At 50.5% G+C, this 20,592-nt stretch carries 21 protein-coding genes and 5 tRNA genes; 9 read left to right on the forward strand and 17 right to left on the reverse strand.

Features of this window, described 5'->3' with window-relative positions; all coding sequences use genetic code 11:
- Positions 1-42: 42 nt before the first annotated feature.
- The gene (gene trmB, locus BZG14_RS11090) at positions 43-759 is read right to left on the reverse strand and encodes a tRNA (guanosine(46)-N7)-methyltransferase TrmB (protein WP_077484329.1); all 717 of its coding nucleotides are present in this window, start codon (positions 757-759) and stop codon (positions 43-45) included.
- A gap of 201 nt (positions 760-960) precedes the next feature.
- Between trmB and mutY the strand changes: the two genes are divergently transcribed.
- From mutY to BZG14_RS11125, 7 genes are all read left to right on the forward strand, one after another.
- Complete coding sequence (gene mutY / locus BZG14_RS11095; protein WP_077484327.1) at positions 961-2,049, forward strand: A/G-specific adenine glycosylase; 1,089 nt, start codon at positions 961-963, stop codon at positions 2,047-2,049.
- Entirely contained in the window at positions 2,046-2,318 is a 273-nt protein-coding gene (locus BZG14_RS11100) for an oxidative damage protection protein (RefSeq protein ID WP_046074030.1), read from the forward strand. Before mutY ends, BZG14_RS11100 begins: the two co-directional genes overlap by 4 nt.
- 100 nt (positions 2,319-2,418) lie before the next feature.
- On the forward strand, positions 2,419-3,561 hold the full coding sequence (gene mltC, locus BZG14_RS11105) for a membrane-bound lytic murein transglycosylase MltC (RefSeq protein WP_077484325.1): 1,143 nt from the start codon (positions 2,419-2,421) through the stop codon (positions 3,559-3,561).
- Positions 3,562-3,696: 135 nt separating this feature from the next.
- Positions 3,697-3,772: transfer RNA gene (locus BZG14_RS11110), tRNA-Phe, on the forward strand.
- A gap of 45 nt (positions 3,773-3,817) precedes the next feature.
- Positions 3,818-3,893, forward strand: a tRNA-Thr gene (locus BZG14_RS11115).
- A gap of 2 nt (positions 3,894-3,895) precedes the next feature.
- A tRNA-Phe gene (locus tag BZG14_RS11120) sits at positions 3,896-3,971 on the forward strand.
- A gap of 4 nt (positions 3,972-3,975) precedes the next feature.
- Positions 3,976-4,051, forward strand: a tRNA-Asn gene (locus tag BZG14_RS11125).
- A 96-nt stretch (positions 4,052-4,147) separates the two neighbouring features.
- Here the strand turns inward: BZG14_RS11125 and BZG14_RS11130 are convergent.
- The 9 genes from BZG14_RS11130 to BZG14_RS11170 are packed head-to-tail and all read right to left on the reverse strand — an operon-like array spanning position 4,148 to position 12,837.
- Entirely contained in the window at positions 4,148-5,200 is a 1,053-nt protein-coding gene (locus tag BZG14_RS11130) for a protein-glutamate methylesterase/protein-glutamine glutaminase (RefSeq protein ID WP_077484323.1), read from the reverse strand.
- A complete protein-coding gene (locus tag BZG14_RS11135) occupies positions 5,200-5,847 on the reverse strand; it encodes a chemotaxis protein CheD (protein WP_077484321.1) in 648 nt (215 codons plus the stop codon). The genes BZG14_RS11130 and BZG14_RS11135 overlap by 1 nt, the downstream gene beginning before the upstream one ends.
- A 1-nt stretch (position 5,848) precedes the next feature.
- Positions 5,849-6,691: a CheR family methyltransferase gene (locus tag BZG14_RS11140; protein WP_077608752.1), complete on the reverse strand. Its 843-nt coding sequence runs from the start codon at positions 6,689-6,691 to the stop codon at positions 5,849-5,851.
- Positions 6,692-6,693: 2 nt separating this feature from the next.
- A complete protein-coding gene (locus BZG14_RS11145) occupies positions 6,694-9,087 on the reverse strand; it encodes a methyl-accepting chemotaxis protein (RefSeq protein WP_077484317.1) in 2,394 nt (797 codons plus the stop codon).
- Positions 9,088-9,090: 3 nt separating this feature from the next.
- Entirely contained in the window at positions 9,091-9,561 is a 471-nt protein-coding gene (locus BZG14_RS11150) for a chemotaxis protein CheW (RefSeq protein ID WP_077484315.1), read from the reverse strand.
- A gap of 8 nt (positions 9,562-9,569) precedes the next feature.
- Positions 9,570-10,067, reverse strand: a complete 498-nt coding sequence (locus tag BZG14_RS11155) for a chemotaxis protein CheW (protein WP_069363404.1) — start codon at positions 10,065-10,067, stop codon at positions 9,570-9,572.
- Positions 10,068-10,076: 9 nt separating this feature from the next.
- The gene (locus BZG14_RS11160) at positions 10,077-12,176 is read right to left on the reverse strand and encodes a chemotaxis protein CheA (RefSeq protein WP_077484313.1); all 2,100 of its coding nucleotides are present in this window, start codon (positions 12,174-12,176) and stop codon (positions 10,077-10,079) included.
- Positions 12,177-12,197: 21 nt separating this feature from the next.
- Positions 12,198-12,557 (reverse strand): response regulator, encoded by a 360-nt coding sequence (locus tag BZG14_RS11165; RefSeq protein ID WP_069363402.1) that lies wholly within the window; start codon positions 12,555-12,557, stop codon positions 12,198-12,200.
- A gap of 22 nt (positions 12,558-12,579) precedes the next feature.
- On the reverse strand, positions 12,580-12,837 hold the full coding sequence (locus BZG14_RS11170) for an STAS domain-containing protein (RefSeq protein ID WP_077608753.1): 258 nt from the start codon (positions 12,835-12,837) through the stop codon (positions 12,580-12,582).
- A 362-nt stretch (positions 12,838-13,199) separates the two neighbouring features.
- Here BZG14_RS11170 and BZG14_RS11175 point away from each other — a divergent pair.
- Positions 13,200-13,275, forward strand: a tRNA-Phe gene (locus BZG14_RS11175).
- A gap of 358 nt (positions 13,276-13,633) precedes the next feature.
- Positions 13,634-14,896, forward strand: coding sequence for an HD-GYP domain-containing protein (locus BZG14_RS11180; RefSeq protein ID WP_077484311.1), 1,263 nt, complete (start codon positions 13,634-13,636; stop codon positions 14,894-14,896).
- 11 nt (positions 14,897-14,907) lie between these two features.
- On the opposite strand, the gene panC is transcribed toward BZG14_RS11180, so the two are convergent.
- From panC to BZG14_RS11215, 7 genes are all read right to left on the reverse strand, one after another.
- Positions 14,908-15,801, reverse strand: coding sequence for a pantoate--beta-alanine ligase (gene panC / locus BZG14_RS11185; protein ID WP_077484309.1), 894 nt, complete (start codon positions 15,799-15,801; stop codon positions 14,908-14,910).
- Between the two features lie 11 nt (positions 15,802-15,812).
- Entirely contained in the window at positions 15,813-16,607 is a 795-nt protein-coding gene (gene panB / locus BZG14_RS11190; RefSeq protein WP_077456537.1) for a 3-methyl-2-oxobutanoate hydroxymethyltransferase, read from the reverse strand.
- A 35-nt stretch (positions 16,608-16,642) separates the two neighbouring features.
- Complete coding sequence (folK, locus tag BZG14_RS11195) at positions 16,643-17,134, reverse strand: 2-amino-4-hydroxy-6-hydroxymethyldihydropteridine diphosphokinase (RefSeq protein ID WP_077484307.1); 492 nt, start codon at positions 17,132-17,134, stop codon at positions 16,643-16,645.
- Positions 17,131-18,474 carry a polynucleotide adenylyltransferase PcnB gene (gene pcnB, locus BZG14_RS11200; protein WP_206744420.1) on the reverse strand — a complete coding sequence of 448 codons (1,344 nt, stop codon included), beginning with the start codon at positions 18,472-18,474 and terminating at the stop codon, positions 17,131-17,133. Before pcnB ends, folK begins: the two co-directional genes overlap by 4 nt.
- 103 nt (positions 18,475-18,577) lie before the next feature.
- Positions 18,578-19,462 carry a tRNA glutamyl-Q(34) synthetase GluQRS gene (gene gluQRS / locus BZG14_RS11205; protein ID WP_077484302.1) on the reverse strand — a complete coding sequence of 295 codons (885 nt, stop codon included), beginning with the start codon at positions 19,460-19,462 and terminating at the stop codon, positions 18,578-18,580.
- Positions 19,463-19,648: 186 nt separating this feature from the next.
- Complete coding sequence (gene dksA, locus BZG14_RS11210) at positions 19,649-20,098, reverse strand: RNA polymerase-binding protein DksA (protein WP_046074011.1); 450 nt, start codon at positions 20,096-20,098, stop codon at positions 19,649-19,651.
- A 123-nt stretch (positions 20,099-20,221) separates the two neighbouring features.
- The coding region (locus BZG14_RS11215) for a DNA/RNA nuclease SfsA (RefSeq protein ID WP_198532054.1) at positions 20,222-20,592 on the reverse strand (371 nt) is incomplete at its 5' end.

Consider the following 20,592-nt stretch of genomic DNA (forward strand, 5'->3'; position numbering starts at 1 on the left):
GGCTTTAAGTGCGTAACAGATGCTGAGTGATACACGCGTCTTTTAGGCGGTGCGCGTGTATTTGATATCCCAAACACCGTGGCCAAGGCGCTGTCCACGCTGCTCAAATTTAGTCAGAGGACGATCGTCAGGGCGTGGGACATAAAGCCCCTCTTGCGCCACGTTCTGATAGTGAGGCGCGGCCTCCATCACGTCAATCATATGTTCGGCATAGTTTTCCCAGTCCGTCGCCATGTGGAATACGCCACCCACTTTCAGCTTGTCACGTACCATTCCAGCAAACGGTAGTTGGACAATGCGCCGCTTATGGTGACGTTTTTTATGCCAAGGATCAGGGAAGAACAGTTGCACGGTGTCGAGGCTGTCTTTTGGCAGCATTTGCTCAAACACCTCAACCGCATCGTGACACATCACACGTAGGTTGGTGACACCGGCTTCGCGCGCGGCCATCAAACAAGCACCCACGCCTGGGGTGTGGACTTCAATACCCACAAAGTTTTTCTCGGGGGCATTTTTTGCCATTTCAACCAAAGAGGCGCCCATGCCAAAACCGATTTCCAGCACCACCGGATTGTCGTTGCCAAACACCTGCAGCCAGTCCAGTTCGCTCGCCTCGAAGTCAATGCCCATGGTCGGCCAAGATTCGTTGAGCGCTTGCTCTTGGCCTTTGGTTAAACGGCCTTCGCGACGCACAAAGCTGCGTACTTTACGAATAACTTTGCCATCCTCGGTCAGTTCGGTTTTAGTGACTTCAGTCATGATTGAGTGCCTGTGATGCAGTGTTAGTGATGGTGGTGAAAAAGACCATCGATTGTTGGAAATCTAAACGGACTGCGCATTATGCAAAGTTTTCGCCATTGCGCAAGTTGGCCGCACTGATCCTATTAGTGTGCCTGCTCGTTAGTGTACCCTGTGACCTGCCTTTGTGCACGTGTGAGCAAAACAATAAGAGAGAGCACAGTGAGTCAATCTTTTTCCGACGCCATTTTAAACTGGTACGAGCAATATGGCCGTAAAACCCTGCCTTGGCAACAAAACAAAACCCCGTATAAGGTCTGGCTCAGCGAGATCATGCTGCAGCAAACCCAAGTGAGTACGGTGATCCCATACTTTGAGCGCTTTATGACGCGCTTTCCAACAGTCACCGATCTCGCCAATGCCGAACAAGACGAAGTGTTGCACCTATGGACAGGACTTGGCTATTACGCCCGCGCCCGCAACCTACACAAAGCCGCACAAGTGATCGCCCGCGAGCACAACGGCGTGTTTCCTACCACACTCGAGCAAGTCATGGCGCTACCTGGTGTCGGGCGCTCAACTGCCGGCGCAGTGCTATCGCTATCGCTTAATCAGCCCCACCCTATTTTGGATGGCAACGTCAAACGCACCTTGGCACGCTGCTATGCCGTCGAGGGCTGGCCGGGAAAAAAGCCGGTAGAAAACAAGCTTTGGGAAATCGCTGAGGCACTCACGCCCGCCACGGATACCGATAAATACAACCAAGCGATGATGGATATGGGTGCCATGGTGTGTACTCGCAGCAAGCCTAAGTGCGAGCTTTGCCCGGTCGCAGACCGCTGTGAAGCGCGCGCGCAAGGCCGTCAGCTTGATTTTCCCGGTAAAAAGCCCAAAAAAACTCTGCCCGTAAAGCAAGTCAGCTTTTTACTCATTCAATATCAAGACGATATCTGGTTAGAACAGCGTCCGCCCAGTGGGCTATGGGGCGGGCTATGGTGCTTACCGGAAGCATCAGAGCAGACACTTGATGTCGATATTGCCGACAAATTACAAGGGGTCAAACCGACTCACACTGAGGTGCTCACCGCGTTTAGACACACATTTAGCCACTTCCACCTAGACATTGTCCCCGTCAAGGTGTGTGTGAATCAGCGACCGCAAATCATCATGGAAGCGAACCAAGGGCTTTGGTATAACTTGTCGCAACCAGCAAAAGTTGGGTTAGCCGCACCCGTGAAAAAGCTGTTAACCTTATTAGAACACGAGCGCCAACAACACCTCACAGGCGATGACAAGGAGCCTAGATTATGAGCCGTACCGTATTTTGCCAACGTCTACAAAAAGAAGCCGACGGGCTAGATTTCCAGCTTTATCCCGGCGAGCTGGGCAAACGCATTTATGACAACATTTCCAAAGAAGCCTGGGCTGAGTGGCAGAAAAAACAGACCATGCTCATCAACGAGAAGAAACTCAACATGATGGATCCTGAGCACCGCAAGGTGATCGAAGAAGAAATGGTCAAGTTTTTATTCGAAGGCCAAGATGTGCACATCGACGGCTATGTGCCACCCGAGGCCTAATTAACGCGGTCCCGCCCACACTCGGGCATCGTCAAGGCTACAAAACACCCGCATTGTGTTAGTCTCAGTGCGGGTGTTTTTTATACTAATGCAATAAACGATGACGCGAATACTTTGCTTGTTGGTGTGCTGCTTTAGCACCTTGCTGTCCGGTTGTAGCCGCGAAAGCGTAGAAAAATATGTGGGCGTGGATTATCAAACCACTAATCGATTTGCCAAAAATCTAGCGCCCATCCCCGGCCAGTTCGAAAAAGACATCGACGCCCTTAATCAACTGATTAGCCAATTTACCGGCAACATTGAGGTGCGCTGGGGCGAAAACCAAGTGTTCGTATCAGGCAAACGGGATTACGTCAAATACACAGACAATTACAAAAGCCGGGCGCGCATTGATTTTGAACGCGGCGTTATCCGCGTGGAAACCGTCGCCACCGATGCACCGAAGTCCCACCTCAAACAAGCCATTGTCACCACCTTGCTTACGCCAAGAGATCCGGCCTCCGTCGATCTCTATTCTGCGGCGAAAGTACCACTCAATGGGCGTCCGTTTCTCGAAGGCCAAGTGGTGGATCATGAAGGAAAAACCATTACTTGGGAGTGGCGCGCCAATCGCTTTGCGAATTACCTGATTGATAAGCGCTTAAAAAAGAAAAGAGTACGTTTTCAAAACATGTATTACGTCACCATTCCCATGGTCAAGGATCATGCCGCCAAGCGCAGCTATCAATATGCCGATATCGTCCGCCGTGCGTCCAAGCGTTATGGCATCTCGGAAAAGCTGATTTATGCGATCATCAAAACCGAAAGCAGTTTTAACCCTTATGCGGTGAGCTGGGCCAATGCCTATGGCCTAATGCAAGTGGTACCCAAGACGGCCGGACGTGATGTGTTCAAATTAGTCAAAAAACGCAGTGGCCAACCCACCCCCAAGTATCTTTTTGATCCAGAGAGGAATATAGATACAGGCACCGCCTATTTTTATATTCTCAAAAACCGCTACCTTAAAGCGGTGCGCGATCCACTGTCTCTGCACTACAGCATGATTTCAGCCTATAACGGCGGGACAGGCAATGTGCTGCGCACATTTGATACGAATAGACGTCGGGCCATGCAGGATTTAAACAAGCTGCGCCCGAACCAAGTCTATTGGGCACTGACCCATCGCCATCCTTCTTCGGAGTCACGGCGCTACTTACAAAAGGTCACCCGCTATCAAAAAGCGTTTTCTAAACTCCCCCAATAAAGGGTGGTCAGCGCCGATTTTTGCCTGTTTTTGTCGCACTTCGCTGGGTTTTTATTCAAACAATGCGATATCAGCACTTTTTTCAAAAAAACAGTTGACGGTGAGACGGAAAATCCGTTTAATAGCGCCCCGTTGGCCCGGATAGCTCAGTCGGTAGAGCAGGGGATTGAAAATCCCCGTGTCGGTGGTTCGATTCCGCCTCCGGGCACCATATAATGAAATAATGGTGTGACACACAGTATTTCGCGATTTGTGTGCCGGCTTAGCTCAGTTGGTAGAGCAACTGACTTGTAATCAGTAGGTCGCCAGTTCGACTCCGGCAGCCGGCACCATTGCCTCGATAGCTCAGTTGGTAGAGCAGGGGATTGAAAATCCCCGTGTCGGTGGTTCGATTCCGCCTCGAGGCACCATTATTCCCCCATAGTTCAGTTGGTAGAACGCCGGACTGTTAATCCGTATGTCACTGGTTCGAGTCCAGTTGGGGGAGCCACTTTTAAAGAAACGCTAGCCGAAAGGTTAGCGTTTTTTTTGTTTGACTATCGCCATGCCGTATTACTCGCCCACACTCTAAGTCGCGATAACGCACTTAGTCCCCATAAATGGCCTCTACTAAAAAATTCGCGACTTCCGTTAAACACAGGGTCTTTGCCGCTCCCCCTCGTTCAATTGCCACGCGAGGCATTCCCCATATTACAGAGCTGGCTTGGTCTTGCGCGGCAGTCAGCGCCCCCGCTTGGCGCATTTTCAATAGCCCAGTGGCGCCATCTCTTCCCATTCCGGTCAATATCACGCCAATCGACTGTCTGCCGACAGAACCTGCGATGGATGAAAACATCACATCCACGGAAGGGCGATGGCGCTCAACGGGAGCACTATCGGAGAGCTGACAGTACAAATGTCCTTGCCGGTTGACCACGGTGAGGTGTCGATCGCCAGGCGCGACATACACGCGCCCTTGCGCCAACAGCACTGTGTCCGATGTGACGGCTTCAACTTGCAATCGACATACGCGGTCTAATCGCTCGGCAAAAGGGCCACAAAACGCTGCTTTGATATGCTGTGTGACCACAATAGGTGGCATGTGCTTGGGTAAGCGCTCGAGGATACCACGTAGTGCCTCTGTCCCGCCCGTCGATGCCCCTAGCCCAATCACTTGATAGCCACTACGGTTGAAATGCTGACGGTCGATGGTGACGTTCGGCGGTTTATTCCAAAGGTTTGTGTGGCCAACACTCGCCTGCGCCGCCATCTTCACTTTGCTGATCAGCTCCTCACGCTCACGGATCATGGCAGTGGCAAGATTCAATGATGGTTTTGGTACATAATCCACCGCCCCAACCTCCAGTGCTGTCAGGGTGACATCTGCGCCATGCTGGGTCAGGGTCGACACCATGATCACTGGCATCGGTCGTAAACGCATCAGGTTTTTAAGAAACTGGATGCCATCCATTTTGGGCATTTCAACATCGAGCGTGATCACATCCGGGTTAAACTTTTTTATTTTTTCACGCGCCTCGTAAGGGTCGGCAGCCAAGCCAACGACCTCTAACTCGCTGTCACTGTCTAAGCATTCCCTGATTAGGGTGCGATAGAGCAAAGAATCATCAACCACCAATACTTTGTAACGATATGGGCTCATCAGAATAGCTCCACGTCTTGCTCATCGGTGCCATCCTTATAAGACTCTCGCAGCAAGCGCTGATTGTACTGGTTCTCTTCCGCCACCAATTGCTGACTCAGTGACTGGATTTTCTTCACCCAAGCCTTACCCGTGCGAGGATCGAAGAGCACTTGGCGCGGAAAGACCTGTCCAAGATCTTCCGACACCAAAAGAAGCTGCTCATTGGTGACATATTGACGAACAAAGTCGATATTTTTGCGGCCAATGGCAATATTTTGCCTCATAATGTTACCACCACCGAATAACTTCACTCTTAGCCGACTTTTTACCGCCCCTTGTTGAAGCAAAGAATTAATCAGTATTTCCATGGCGTAATTACCGTAACGGGCAGCATGAGACAAATACGGCTCCGCTGTCCAAGCACTCTCTGCCTCTTCGCACTTAAGAGGCAACATAAAATGGTTCATACCGCCCACTTGGGACTCGGGATCCCAAATACACGCAGCAATGCATGAGCCCAAGCCAGTGGCAATCAACTCATCATTAGCGCTGACATAAACATCGCCCGGTTGTAGCTTCACCATGTGCTTGTCGTGCTCAGGACTAAAAAAACGGGTGAGTGTTTTCTCTTGAGCATGCCGGTGTAATTCCAGGGCTTGGCGCATATCACTCCCGTTTACGGTATATGGTGTGACCTAAATTATCGAACTTCTCCGCCATCTTTCCGAGTCCTTCAGAATGGCCGATAAAAAGTAMCCCCGCCGGTACTAACTGGTGCCAGAACCGCTCAAGCAGCCGTTGCTGTGTGGCGCGATCAAAATAAATCATCACGTTACGACAAAAAATCGCATCCATCGCTTGCTTATGAGGCCACTCTCCTTTCAGGTTAAGTGGCTCGAAACGGATCGCATCCCGAAGCTGGCGCTTGGCCTTGAATAGATCTTTCTTGACGCCTTTTCCTTTTAAGAACCCGTTTTGCAAATAAATTTCTGGAATCGAGTGGACAGCATCCAAACTGTAAAAGCCTTTGCGAGCCGTATTGAGTACATGGGTGTCTAAATCAGTGGCGAGGATTTGTACATCCCATTGCCTCTCTAACAACCCATGCCCTGCAAGTACAGCGGCAATGGTGTAAGGCTCTTCCCCCGTCGAGCAGCCCGCAGACCAAATCCGAATACGCTTTTGCTTAGCCGCTCGCCAATAGGGGATCAATTCGCGGGCTAAAAACTCGAAATGGTGGCGCTCACGAAAAAACTGGGTTTTATTGGTGGTCAGTGCATTAACAAACGCGACTCGCTCGTCTTTACTCTGCTCAACCAACGTGAAATAGTCATCAAATGTCGCCATGCCTGTTCTACGTAGGCAACGCACCAGACGGCCATACACCATATTTTTCTTTTTATCCGTAAGAAAAATTCCCGTCTCATTCGCCATAAACACTTGTACATATTTAAAATGACGCTGACTAAAATCGTAAGCACCAGATGACGCATTCACTGGCGCAGTCATGGTTAAAATTCCTCCCACTCATCGCTGACCTCATCACTCGAAGGCCTTTGATGACTGCTCACTTGGCGAGGCTCGTAGGCGGCTTCTCCATTGCGGTAATGTTTCCCTCTTGCCTTGGAAACGGCTTTATTGGCGTGCTTGGGCGCGCTTTTACGTTGAGTGTGAGGAGGATGAAGATCCGCTAACTTTTCAGCATCGATGTCAACTTGAAAGAAACCAACCAGGTTGATTAACTCGGCACCTTCTTCCCGCATCGCCTGACTAGAAGCTGCAGCCTCTTCGACTAAGGCCGCGTTTTGTTGCGTCATTTGATCCATCCGAGCCACGGAACGGGTGATTTCATCAATACCTGTGGCTTGCTCTTGACTTGCCACATTGATCCTATCAATGAGCTGAGAGACCTCAGACACAGAGGCGACAATCTCTCCAAGCATCGCGCCTGAATCATCCACCAGCTTCGAGCCTTGCGCGACTTTTTCCACACTGTCCTTGATTAAGTCTTTGATCTCTTTCGCTGCGCCCGCACTGCGTTGTGCCAAGCTACGCACTTCACCCGCCACAACGGCAAAGCCACGTCCTTGCTCCCCCGCACGCGCCGCTTCCACCGCCGCATTCAAGGCAAGCAAATTGGTCTGGAAGGCGATTTCATCAATCACCCCAATAATATCGGCAATTTTCTTGCTGGCATCATTGATTTCCGCCATCGCTTCAATGGTTTCTTTGACTACATCACCGCCCTTGCTCGCTTTTTCACTGGCCTTACTCGACGCCAAATTCGCCGATGATGCGCTCTCGGCATTTTGCTTCACCGTCGCGGTCATTTGCTCCATGCTCGCCGCAGTTTCTTGTAAGTTAGCTGCCTGCTCTTCGGTGCGCTCACTGAGATCATTATTACCCTCAGCAATTTCGGCTGACGCTGACGCCACCCTTGCCGACGAGTGCGTGATCTTTTCAACCATATTACGAACATTGTTGATCGAGGTATTAATCGCTCGGCTGAGAACGTCAAAGTCGCCTTTGTAGTCTTCCGACATGGTCATTTTCAGGTCGCCTTTAGATACGCCCTGCATGACGCGAATAGACTCGTTCACCGGATCAATAAAGCTATCCAATAATTGATTGATACCGTTGCCGAGTTTCGCCATAGAGCCACGGTATTGACTAGTGTTCATTCTTGCAGTGAGGTTGCCTTCCGCAGCACTCGCAATCAGTCGCTCAACCTGGCGCTGACCATCCAGCTGCTCAGTAATATCTTCCCATTGCAACCCTGGCCCGATGTATTCGCCATCATCGTCATAAAGCGCAATACAACTCAGCGCAAATTCGAGTTTCCCCACCGTAATTTCCGCTCGGTAAGGCATACAGTCAGGGTTGGCAATCACAGACTGTTGGTGCGCAGGATTTTTATGGAATTGATCAATACTGGACCCCACCAGCTTATCCACTGAGAAGTTGGGGAAGATTTCACGCATTTCACTCTCACGACTTTTGAATAATTTGGTCACAGCCGGATTGAGGTAACGAATAATGCCGTCTTTATCGGCCAGCATGACATTGGTGGTCATTCCTTCCACAATGGCAGCAAGCAACGAGTGCTCTGACTCTTTTTTGCGCTTTATCGTGACATCACGCCACTCAATCGTCGTGCCGATATGCTTTCCATGACGGTCGTAGTTGGCGGTAGCATGAAACTCAAAACGCGCCTCTTTAAGGCGGATATCCCGGTTAATGGGCATTTTCTCAGGATTCAGAAAGGTTTCGCGCTGCAGTTGAGGGAATAAGTAGTCAATGTATTTGCCAAGAATGTCGTCACGGCTGGCGGCAAAGGCACTATTTTTCGCGCAGAAGGCTTTCTCATACTGTTTGCACAATGTCACTGCCTGCTCATTCACATGCGTGATCTCACCGTGTGCTCCGAGTAAGACAAAGGCACTGTGGGTATGGTCCAGCGCTGCTTTAAGGCGTTTATGTTCTTCGGTTTGGTGGGCACGTGCCGTCACATCACACAGCTCAACACTGTAGCCGTCTCCATCAGCGACTTTACTGGCAGACACCCGCAACTTACCCACGCCTAACTCGATGGTTTGGACTGATGGTTTGTCGTCGATAAGCGGCTGCCACTGTTGGTAGTCGACTAAGTCAGTCGCGAGTATGCGGCTCATGGGTTGACCAACGAGTACCTCACTTTTCGCGATAAAATCCTCGTTGCCACGTTCGCGAATCGCAGCCTGGTAACATTGCAACAGTTGCAGCGCACGTCGATTAATTAAGGTGACGTGCTGCTGACTATCAAGCATCACAAGTGCAGCAGGCGAGACATTCAGTGCCGCGAGAAGCTGCACATTCTGTTTGGTCTGTTGGTTGTCTTGCTTTGCTTCCCTTTTAAACCACGCCATATTCTAGTCCTCGTTTGCACTTTCTGGTTGTGCGCTTTGTTGTAACTGATCAAAGTCGAACAACTGCTCCAAATTAATTAATACCAGGTGTCTGTCATTCACCGCCGCAATGCCTTCCATATACCACTCATCCTGATGATGAAGCCCCGGAGGATCCTTAATTTGCTGCTCTTCCAAATTGTGTACTTCTGCTACCGCATCCACCACGATGCCAAGCGACACCCCTTGTTGGCTACGCACGATAATAATGACGCTCGTGGCGCTGATCGTTGCGGGGGGCATGTCAAAGCACTGACGAATATCCATAATCGGAATGTATTCTCCCCGTCGCTCCAGCACCCCTAACATATGCGGCAGGGTGTTAGGGATACGGCGAACGTCCGACCACCCTCTTACTTCTTTCACATCGAGTATATGGACGCCGTATTCTTCATCTTCGAGTAAGAAACTTAAGTATTCTCGCGATTGCGTCATGCTCTCTCCTATATCCATCGCTCGATACGCAACAGCTCATCAACATTCACCAATGACATCACCCGTTCGCCAACATTGAGTAAGCCGCTGACATAAGCAATCACTTGAGAATCACCGAGTGGAGGCATAATTTGTCCCTCCCCTTGGTCAACCACATCCGAGACGGCATCAACCACGACGCCCATAATTTTGCCATTGGCCATCTCGCTGGCTCGCAGAATCAGCACCACCGTCTCTCGATGATAGTCCACTTGAGAGGCTTGAAAGCGGATGCGTAGATCCATCACCGGCACGATCATCCCACGCAAGTTGATCACGCCAAGAATAAATGCCGGTGAGCGTGGGATAAGCGTGGGAGGCGACCAAACACGGATCTCTTCCACCATTTGAATGTCCACGCCATACAGCTCGCCATCGAGTTCGAAGCTTAGATAATCACTGCCTTGCAGTTGCTCAACACGGTCATCAATATCAAGCACAGTGTCTGATTCCACTCCCGTCTGCATATCATCTCCTTATGCCGCGGCAATATGGCCGCTCGCATCACTGACACGGGCTAAAAACTGCGTGATCAAGCCTTGAATATCTAAGATGAGAGATACAGAGCCATCGCCTAAAATGGTCGCGCCAGAAATACCCGGTACGCGAGCGTAATTGGACTCCAAGCTTTTAATCACCACTTGCTGCTGACCAAGTAGATCATCAAGTAACAGACCGACCTTTTTATCTCCCGCTTCCACCAAACACAGCAGTTGTTTATCGAGATCATCGTCAGTGCTGCCCAAGCCAAACTCTTCTTTGAGTCGAAGAATGGGAATATTTTCTTCTCTCAAGCGATAGAGCTGCACACCGGATGCGGTCTTAATTTGGCGACTATCCACCTGAAGCGATTCAATGATAGAAATCAAAGGCACTACGTAGACTTCTTCAGCGATTTTCACCAGTTGACCGTCCAAAATCGCCAGTGTCAGCGGCAAGCTGATTTTGAAGGAACAGCCTTGATCTACCGTTGAGTGCACATCAATATTGCCACCTAACTGCTCGATATTGCGCCGTACCACATCCATGCCCACCCCACGTCCAGAAACATCAGACACCTGTTCTACGGTTGAAAAGCCTGGGGAAAAAACCAGGTTAAATACATGGCTATCCGTCAATTCACAGAGCGGGATATCATCAGAAATCAGCCCTTTATCAAGTGCTTTTCGCCAAACCCTTTCTTTATCTAGACCTGAGCCATCGTCACTGACTTCAATGACAATCGAGCCACCTTGGTGATAAGCATTCAGATGCACCATCCCAGTTTCTGGCTTGCCTTTTTCCACGCGTACTGCCGGGGTTTCTAAGCCATGATCAACCGCGTTGCGAACCAAGTGAACCAGCGGATCAGAAATGCGCTCAAGCACGGTTTTATCTAGCTCGGTATTCTCTCCCTCAATCACCAACTCCACTCGCTTTCCCAATTGCAAGGATAGGTCGCGAATCAAGCGAGGGAAGCGGTTAAAAGCAAAACTGATGGGCAACATACGGATATTGAGCACGCTTTCTTGCAGCTCTTTGGTATTGAGCATCAGTTGCTCAAGGCCAGATTGCAATTGCTCAAGCCGCTCAGGGGAGAAGTCACTACTTAACTCTGCCAGCATCGACTGCGTAATCACTAGCTCGCCCACGAGGTTGATTAGGTTATCGACTTTATCGATGTCCACGCGGATCGAGGAGACACTGGCATCACTTTTCACCGCGGGTTTGTTAGCTTTCTTGACAGCGGGGGTTGGCTCGGAAGATGAGGCATTTTCCGACGTTTGTGGCTCAGTGACAGGCGCTTCCGCCGCAGTAGACGCGGTATCCATATCACTGGGCACGCTACGATGAATGGGGTTAATGGTGAGATCGCATTCGTCTTCAACCCATTCGAAAATCGCTTCGATTTCATCGCGTGGGACATGACCATCAACCTGAATATCCCACCGTAAATACAGCTTTTCTGGGTCTAGCTGCGCAAAGTTTGGTAGGTGGGTAGGGTCACAACGAACCTCCGCCCCACCAGGTAATGCATGTAACTCACGCAAAATCCGCACAGGATCATTGCCTGAAAATAACATCGCTGGATCCGGCACAAAGCAGATTGCCCACTTTTCGATATCTGAGCCGGCCGGCTCTTGCGGGGCCAGGTCAGTCGACAACGGCGCCGAGGAGAGATCGCTTGATGAGGAAGAGGCAGAATCATCACTATCCATGATCGCATTGAGGGCGGCATTGACTGCATCGGGTTCGCTTTTGTCGTACTCAGCGTCATTTTCGTAAGCCTCAAGCATCGCGAGAATGCAATCCACACCACGCAGAAGAATATCAATGGTTTGCCTATCGAGTTGTCGGTTGCCCTCGCGTGCCTCATCAAGCAAGGTTTCCATCACATGGGTGAAGCGGCTGATATCATCAAGATTAAAAGTCGCCGCGCCACCTTTAATCGAGTGCGCGGCACGGAAAATGGTATTCATGGATTCAAAATTTGCTGCACCGAGGTCGAGTGCGAGCAGGCCTCTTTCGAGCACTTCAAGGTTCTCGCGACATTCCTCGTAGAAAATGCGTCGCAATTGATCCATATCCATGGCCATATCCCCCTCCGTTGATGTGCCTTACAGCACACGCTTGAGTGTTTTCAATAAGGTATCGGGATTAAAGGGTTTGACGATCCATCCAGTCGCGCCCACCGCCTTCCCCGCCGACTTTTTCTCAGCAGAGCCTTCGGTGGTCAGCATCAAGATAGGCGTAAACTTATATTGCTGCACCTCTCTCACTTGTTTAACAAATTCAATGCCATCCATTACTGGCATATTGACGTCGGAGATGATCAAATCAAACGTTTTAGACTTTGCTTTTCGCAATGCATCGGCCCCGTCGTTGGCCGTCTCAACGTGATAACCTGCCTCCTTTAATGTGTGGCTCACCATTTGCCGAATGGATACCGAATCATCCGCTGCGAGTATATTTGCCATCCTCTTACTCCAACTCCGTCGATCAACTATGTAGTTTCAATAAGGTGGTCATGCCAGTCTGTTGCGCTGAGATAAACAGGCAGTCAGGGACGTTCAACCACTCAACATCATCACAAGTCAGTACCCACGCCAATAACAACTGCAGGCCAGCACCATCGATTCGGSTCAGTTGGCTCGCGTCAATCACACATGAAGAGGCGTCCGCGACTTTCGCCTCCCAGTCCGCTTTGGCTTGCTGTACGTGAGAAACGTCGAGAGATTCTCCGAGTTCTATTTGCATGGCTGAACCGCCCTAAACGGTTGTCAAAAAAGACATCTCATTGGCTTGTTGAATAAGTGTAGCAATAATCAATCGAACAACTTATATAAGGCCTTATTTTTGCTGAGGAGGTTTTGGTCAATGCCTTGTTTATGAATCAGCACCATCAAAAATAAAAATTAAAAAACAATAAGATAAGAAAATCAGGTGGGATAAATGACAAAGCAAAGACACCTTTATGTGGCTTTTTGTCAATGCAAATTAATGAATAAGATCACAAAAAATCGATATGCCAGGCAGGAATTCAGGTTTATASCCATGGAATGCGTCAGTTAAATAGACTTTGACATTCTTAGGTTAATGCTATTAAATAGAGCACCTTAGCCCGGATAGCTCAGTCGGTAGAGCAGGGGATTGAAAATCCCCGTGTCGGTGGTTCGATTCCGCCTCCGGGCACCATATTTAAGAAAAATCCCTGCTCAAACGAGTGGGGATTTTTTTATGCCGACACCGTGTCGGTGACCTTGCAGGCCGCACCTTGCAGGCCGCACCTTGCAGGCCGCACCTTGCAGGCCGCACCTTGCAGGCCGCACCTTGCAGGCCGCACCTTGCAGGCCGCACCTTGCAGGCCGCACCTTGCAGGCCGCACCTTACTGCGACAGCGAATCCCCCCTACTCTGACACTTTTTGCTACCCTTTAAGTCAATTTTCGTTCAGTGCGATAGCGATTAGGCTTTTTACTCAATAGCGCCTGTTTATGGTAGTCTGTTGAGGGTTATTCTTGTCTTTTACCTCATGGATCGAGTGTCATTAACGCATGTCAGCCAATAGCATTAAACTCTCAACAGAGCGACTTCAAGCCGGTCTTTATATCAAACTGCCGCTAAAATGGCGCGATCATCCGTTTATGCTTAATCGTTTTCAAATAGAAAGCGAGGCACAAGCGAAGGTAATACGCTCGCTCCCAACAAGCTTTGTCTACTACTACCCAGATAAAAGTACGACGGTCCCCTTACCCGCGCTGACAGAAAAAAAAGAAAACCCGGATGAAGTCGATCCACATGCAGTCAGCCGAGAAAAAGCGGCGATGGAGCAGGAAAAACAACAGCGAATAGAAGAGCAACGCCGCTTTCGTGCACGCATTCAAAAAGTGCAGAAGCACTATCAACGTTCAATGGCACAACTGCGGGCGATCAATATGAAAGCGGCCAACCGTCCTCAAGCGGCGAACGAGGATGTCCGCATGCTCGTCGATAGCATGATGGTCTTTGGTAGCGAGTCGAATGTCACCCTGCACCTGATGGACGATCCGAGTTTGGCAGAAGACATGTATGCGCACTCACTGAATGTGGCCGTTCTCGCGCTGATGTTGGCACGCAGTAACGGGTACGACAATGACCAGCTTCGCTCGCTGATCACCGGCGCAGTGCTGCATGATATCGGTACCAAGAAGGTGCCGTCGGCCATCGTGCGAAAAAAGGAGCGACTGACAGAGCCGGAAATGAATTACTACCGTCAACATGTTAATTATGGGGCGGAGCTGGTAGCAGAAATGGAAGAGTGTACCCCTGAAGTCGAAACCATCATTGCCCAGCACCACGAGTTTGCTAACGGCAGTGGCTTCCCCAAAGGCCTATTGGGTGATGACATCGACGAAGCGGCGCAGATTGTCAGTATGGTGAACTTTTTTGACCGCTTATGTCGTCCTCAGTTTGGCGCATCCGCACGGATGCCTTTTGCCGCCTTGTCTCATCTTTTTAAAGACAATAAAGCCAAATTCAACCCGCGTCTGTTGGCACTATTTGTCAAGATGATGGGCGTTTATCCGCCAGGAACGGTGGTAAAGTTGTCGAATGACGATCTCGGCATGATTATCTCGGTGAACAGCTCTGCCCTACTTAAACCCAATGTGATGATTTATGACCCGGATATTCCTTCTGATCAAGCCACCATCATTGACATGCGTGACAGTGAACTAGAGATAGACACGGCTGTGCCTATCTCTAAACTGCCAGACGCGGTAAAAGAATACCTGAAGCCGCGCACCCGGATTTCGTATTTTATGGACGCTGACGGCTAAGCGACGACACATTAATCGCCACTAGGATCAGCTTTTTCCGCTTTCTCGACGGCTCGATGCAGCTCCACCGTCAGGTTATCAATAAGGCGTGTCGTACCAAGATAGGCGGCGACGAGAATCACCGCTTGTCGGCTGTTTTCATGCAATTGCGCAAGAGACGTGGCGTCACGAATATAAAATTCATCAGGCTGTAACCCCGCCGCACGCAGTTGATCGTGAGCATCTTCAATCAGATCATCGAGATCACGACGCCCATTACGCATTTGTGCACTCATCCAGCGCATGGTTTTCGCCAGCACTGGTGCACGTTGACGCTCATCGACGGTTAGGTTGTTATTACGGGAGCTCATCGCCAACCCATCGCTTTCACGCACGGTAGGCACACCAATAATTTCAATCGACATAGCCATGTCTGCCACCAATTTGCGGATCACCGCCAATTGCTGAAAGTCTTTTTCGCCAAAACAGGCCACCGCCGGCTGCACCAAATTAAAGAGTTTGCTCACCACGGTGGCGACACCACGGAAATGACCGGGGCGCGATGCCCCTTCTAACATGGTTGAAAGTCCTGGCACCTCAACTCTAGTGTGTGCATCCAATCCGTGTGGATAGAGGGTATCGGCCGTTGGTGTAAACACCAACTCCACGCCCTCCTCACGCAACTTGGTCAAATCATCATCCAATGTACGCGGGTAGTTGGTTAAGTCGTCCGCGCGATCAAATTGCATCGGATTAACAAAAATGCTGACCACCACCACATCGCCTTGCTCCCGGGCTTTGCGCACCAAGGTTAAATGCCCTTGATGGAGATTCCCCATGGTCGGCACAAAGGCGATGCGCTTGGCCGCTTTTTGCCACTGATTAATGTGATCGCGCAGTGGCGCCACCTCAGAAATTACCTGCATACTCGGTCTCTCTATTTAAACGTGTGGGCGGAACCGGGAAATTCGCCACTCGCCACTTCTTGCACATACTTAGCCACTGCCGCACGCGCATCACCGGTCTCTGCCAAGTAGTTTTTCGAGAACTTAGGCATGTAATTTGCCGATACGCCGAGCATATCATGCATGACCAAAATTTGACCATCTGTGTCACCGCCCGCGCCAATCCCAATCACAGGCACAGACACGGTTTCAGTAATGCGCTTGGCCAGTGAAGCGGGAACGCATTCCAGCACAATGATCTGCGCGCCGGCTTTTTCTAGCGCGATCGCATCGGCTACCATTTGCTCGGCTTTTTCTTCCTCACGGCCTTGTACTTTAAAGCCACCAAAGATATTCACCGATTGCGGGGTAAGACCTAAGTGCGCACAAACCGGCACGGCGCGCTCGGTGAGCATTTTCACCGTATCAACCAACCATGATCCGCCCTCGACTTTGACCATATTGGCGCCCGCTTTGATCAATGCTGCGGCATTGGTGCAGGCTTGCTCAGGGGTGGCACAGCTCATAAATGGCATGTCGGCCATTAGCAAACTATTTGGACTCCCTGCTCGGACACAGCGGGTGTGGTACGCCAGCTCGTCAACCGATACCGACAAGGTATCGCTTTTACCTTGCAGCACCATGCCTAACGAATCGCCAACCAATAAAACAGGCACATCCTGCTGCTCAAACAATTGAGCAAAGCTCGCATCATAGGCAGTCAAGGACGCAAATTTCTGTCCTTGCTGCTTCCAAGTGATCAGATCGGTAATTGTGATTTTTTTCATTGTGTCTCCCAAAGCCTGAAACTGGGGCCCACCGATTAAACGTGATCGCAAATACGGGTTAAACCATTGCGATCAACGCGCGTCAGGCACGCGGCGAGGGTGCTGCCATCAGGCAAGCACAAGTCGGGGGCGATATCGGCAAGTGGATAAAGCACGAACTCACGCACTTTCATGCCATAATGTGGCACCGTCAGTCGCGGCTCGTCGATGACGCGATTGCCATAGAGTAGAATATCAAGGTCCAAGGTTCTTGGTCCCCAACGCTCTGCTTTGCGTTCCCTGCCATAATCAAGCTCAATCGCTTGTGTTGCATCCAATAGTGTCAGAGGGTCAAGCTGAGTGTCCAGCGCCGCGACGGCATTAACATAATCGGGCTGATCGGCCGGCCCCATGGGTTTGCTGGTATAAAGGGCTGACGCTGCCACAAAATGACTCTGCGGCAGTGACTTTAACGCAGCAACCGCCTGTTTGGCTTTTTCTACAGGATCACCGAGATTGCTGCCAATGGCGATATATACCCGATTCATGCGTCTGAGTTTGACTGCGGTTTACGCCGACGAGACTTGGGTTTACGCGTATTATGAGCTTTATTGATCGCACGCACCATTTTTTGGCGGCCACTTTGATCGGCACGCTGAAAGTCTCGCCACCACGCACACAGCGCTTCTGTCTCTTCACCTTCTACCGCACCGCGCATCTCAAGCAAATCAAACGCGGCACGGAATTTTTTCTCGTCCAACGTTTTAAACGCACGCGCCCCGGTGCGACGCGTCATGCGCATTTGCAATTGCCACACTTCACGTATCATGGCGGTGAAGCGCCGCGGAATGGCGATGGTCTTCACTTGCTCATCCACAATATCACTGGCGGCCACCATGAAGGCGTCGTAGTAGCTCAAGCCACTTTCAAATGCCATTTCTTCCGCCCGTGTCACCAAGGGATACCAAAGCATGGCGGCAAATAAGAAAGCCGGGTTAATGCGTTGTTCGTTGACTACCCGCTTATCGGTTGAGCGTAATACCTGCTCTAGCATTTGCTCTGTTTGGCTGGTTTGTGTCTCGGTAAAGTGTGCGGCCACTGCCGGGAAGAGTTGCTGAAATAAATTGTACTCGCGCAACATTTGATATGTCGCGACCCCTTGACCGGATTGCAACAACTTCAAGCTTTCTTCAAACATTCGAGCGGCCGGGATATCTTGCAATAACGGCGCAAGCTCGATAATCGGCGCGGCGGTCGCGCTGTTAATCGTCATATCGAGCTTAACCGCAAAGCGCACCGCGCGTAACATCCGTACTGGATCTTCACGGTAGCGCGTTTCAGGATCACCGATCAGGCGGATAACGCGGTTATTGAGATCATCAAGCCCCCCTGCGTAATCCCGAATAGAAAAGTCGGCGATATTGTAATACAGCCCGTTCACCGTAAAGTCACGGCGCTGCGCGTCTTCATCGATGGTGCCATATACATTGTCACGCAATAGCATCCCATCTTCTGAGCGAGCCGTTTGCTTATCTTTCTCGCCTTTGCCGTGGTGGCCTCGGAATGTGGCCACCTCAATCACATCGCGGCCAAATAGGATGTGGGCAAGACGAAAACGCCGCCCAATGAGTCGACAGTTACGAAACAGCTTTTTGACTTCATCTGGGGTGGCATCGGTGGCAATATCAAAGTCTTTGGGTTCACGCCCCAATAAAAGGTCTCGCACACCGCCACCAACGAGGTACGCTTCAAAGCCCGCTTTGTGCAGGCGATAAAGCACTTTCAGCGCATTTTCGCTGATACCTTTGCGCGAAATGCCATGTGCTTTGCGGGGGATAACTTCCAACTTAAGATCCTCAATTGCGCGTGTTTTACTATCACGATTCAGAACCTTACGGCAAAAGCTGGTCACTCGATTAAAGATAGCTCACCTCGTATTTAATTGTTCGGGCCATGAAACAGCGGCATATAATATATCAGGGTGGGCCATTTTAGAATGCTGTCGTCACTTCCGTTTTTCTCGGTATCTGTGCCAACGACCAACGCTTAACCGCCAGGTCTAATAATTGGGTGGGACTCTCCACCTCTTGCTCAGCCACTCCATGCAAACCAAGAAACGTCATCGCTGCGCGTAAAGCAGGAAGCGGCGCTTGGTTATCAATGGCAGGGGCCCGGTTTTGCTTAGAAAGCTTATGTCCCTCTGCATTGACAGCCAGAGGCAGGTGTAAATAACGGGGCACGGGTTGGCCGAGTTGTTGGTACAACGCGATATGGCGCCCTGTCGGCATAATCAAATCTGCCCCACGCACGATATCGGTCACGCCTTGATCGATATCATCGAGTACCACCGCAAGATTATACGCATACAAGCCGTCGCGTCGCTTAATAATAAAGTCTTCGTTGGCCAGATGCGCATCAAGACCAAGCGTACCATGCAACCTGTCCTGAAAAGCGAGTACCTCGGCAGGACTTTTTAGTCTCACCGCCGCCGCTTGCGCCCCTTTATCTTTATCACGACACCAACCTGGGTAAACGCCACCCGCCTCTTTGATTTGCCGCCGGGTACAGGTGCAATAATACGCCTGCCCAGCGCTTAACCAAGCGTCAATCTGCGCTTGATAATCAGAAAGGTGCTGGCTTTGGTAACGCACCTCTCCGTCCCACGCAAAACCAAACGCCTCCAGCGTGCGCAAAATGTCACTCGCGGCGCCCGGCTGCTCGCGAGGCGGATCGATATCTTCAATCCGAACCAGCCACTGCCCATGGTGTGCGCGCGCATCTAAATACGAGCCAAGTGCCGCCACCAATGAGCCAAAGTGTAGCGGGCCCGACGGGGAAGGGGCAAAACGGCCAATATAAGCGGTCTGCGAAGTCATGATAAGCGCATAGACAGTAGTTGCGACGCCTGCAGCGAGAGTGAATAGCGCAAATTGTACGGGGATCTTGCGCTAACACAAGCACCCTAAAACACAAAAAGGGAGCCGAGGCTCCCTTTTATCTGTCTGCTTTCTCTCTGCCAACCACGGCGAGCGAACAACGAGTGCAAATATAACGCGCCAGCGTTAGCCAGCCATTTGCTTTTCTTTTAGCTCAGCCAGTGTTTTACAGTCAATACACAACTCTGCTGTTGGGCGAGCTTCTAAGCGGCGCACCCCAATTTCGATACCACACGAGTCGCAAAAGCCGAAGTCATCATCTTCGATACGCTGCAATGTCTTATCGATCTTCTTAATCAGCTTGCGCTCGCGATCGCGGTTACGCAGCTCTAGGTTGAATTCCTCTTCCTGTGCTGCACGATCGACAGGATCGGGGAAATTGGCCGCCTCATCTTTCATATGATTCATGGTGCGGTCGACTTCTTCCCTGAGCTGATTACGCCACGCATTGAGGATTTTACGGAAATGCTCAAGCTGAGCCTCTCCCATATACTCCTCTCCAGGTTTCTCCTGGTATGGCTCTAATCCGGCAATGGCCAGGATGCCCAGCGATTTCTTTTCTTTGCTTTCTGGCATTCAGCTTCTCCTAAAAAACCTTGACATGACCCGTGTCTGTCAAATGAGGGCGCTATCTATAGCAGAAAGCCTTTAGGGTGGCAATCTTTGATTTACGCCGCGCAACGCCCAATGTGAACATGCTTACACTTTTGCGTTATGACTAACAAAAGGTACGGAATTAACCAGATTTAGCTCACTCGGCGACATCTGAGCCTGATAGCAGATCACTTCTACCCCTGACGCCAGCGCCTGATTTAATAACTGGTTATAATCCGGGTCGATATGGGGGGCGCCTGTGACTTTTTCAATCCCTGAGTGCAAAACAACGAATAATAAGACCGCACGATGTCCTTGCTCTGCCATCGCCATCAATTCACGCAAGTGCTTTTGCCCACGCGTGGAGACGGCATCCTGAAACGCTCCCCAGCCGTCTTCCTCCAATAATGTGACACTCTTTACTTCTATATAGCAGTCAGGTTTGTCATCGTCACGTAATAGTAGGTCTATGCGAC

The sequence above is a fragment of the Salinivibrio sp. IB282 genome, from assembly GCF_001995685.1.
GTDB classification, from domain to species: domain Bacteria; phylum Pseudomonadota; class Gammaproteobacteria; order Enterobacterales; family Vibrionaceae; genus Salinivibrio; species Salinivibrio kushneri.

Excerpts from the sequence above, each read along its gene's own strand:
- BZG14_RS11155 (WP_069363404.1), bottom strand. The coding sequence starts at position 10,067 with ATGCAGACGGGAGTGGAATCAGACACTGTGCTTGATATTGATGACCGT.
- panB (WP_077456537.1), bottom strand. The coding sequence starts at position 16,607 with ATGAAAAAAATCACAATTACCGATCTGATCACTTGGAAGCAGCAAGGA.
- BZG14_RS11145 (WP_077484317.1), bottom strand. The coding sequence starts at position 9,087 with ATGGCGTGGTTTAAAAGGGAAGCAAAGCAAGACAACCAACAGACCAAA.
- BZG14_RS11150 (WP_077484315.1), bottom strand. The coding sequence starts at position 9,561 with ATGACGCAATCGCGAGAATACTTAAGTTTCTTACTCGAAGATGAAGAA.
- panC (WP_077484309.1), bottom strand. The coding sequence starts at position 15,801 with ATGCAGGTAATTTCTGAGGTGGCGCCACTGCGCGATCACATTAATCAG.
- folK (WP_077484307.1), bottom strand. The coding sequence starts at position 17,134 with ATGAATCGGGTATATATCGCCATTGGCAGCAATCTCGGTGATCCTGTA.
- BZG14_RS11135 (WP_077484321.1), bottom strand. The coding sequence starts at position 5,847 with ATGCGCCAAGCCCTGGAATTACACCGGCATGCTCAAGAGAAAACACTC.
- BZG14_RS11130 (WP_077484323.1), bottom strand. The coding sequence starts at position 5,200 with ATGAGCCCATATCGTTACAAAGTATTGGTGGTTGATGATTCTTTGCTC.
- BZG14_RS11160 (WP_077484313.1), bottom strand. The coding sequence starts at position 12,176 with ATGGCCATGGATATGGATCAATTGCGACGCATTTTCTACGAGGAATGT.
- mltC (WP_077484325.1), top strand. The coding sequence starts at position 2,419 with ATGACGCGAATACTTTGCTTGTTGGTGTGCTGCTTTAGCACCTTGCTG.
- gluQRS (WP_077484302.1), bottom strand. The coding sequence starts at position 19,462 with ATGACTTCGCAGACCGCTTATATTGGCCGTTTTGCCCCTTCCCCGTCG.
- BZG14_RS11100 (WP_046074030.1), top strand. The coding sequence starts at position 2,046 with ATGAGCCGTACCGTATTTTGCCAACGTCTACAAAAAGAAGCCGACGGG.
- trmB (WP_077484329.1), bottom strand. The coding sequence starts at position 759 with ATGACTGAAGTCACTAAAACCGAACTGACCGAGGATGGCAAAGTTATT.
- BZG14_RS11165 (WP_069363402.1), bottom strand. The coding sequence starts at position 12,557 with ATGGCAAATATACTCGCAGCGGATGATTCGGTATCCATTCGGCAAATG.
- dksA (WP_046074011.1), bottom strand. The coding sequence starts at position 20,098 with ATGCCAGAAAGCAAAGAAAAGAAATCGCTGGGCATCCTGGCCATTGCC.
- BZG14_RS11180 (WP_077484311.1), top strand. The coding sequence starts at position 13,634 with ATGTCAGCCAATAGCATTAAACTCTCAACAGAGCGACTTCAAGCCGGT.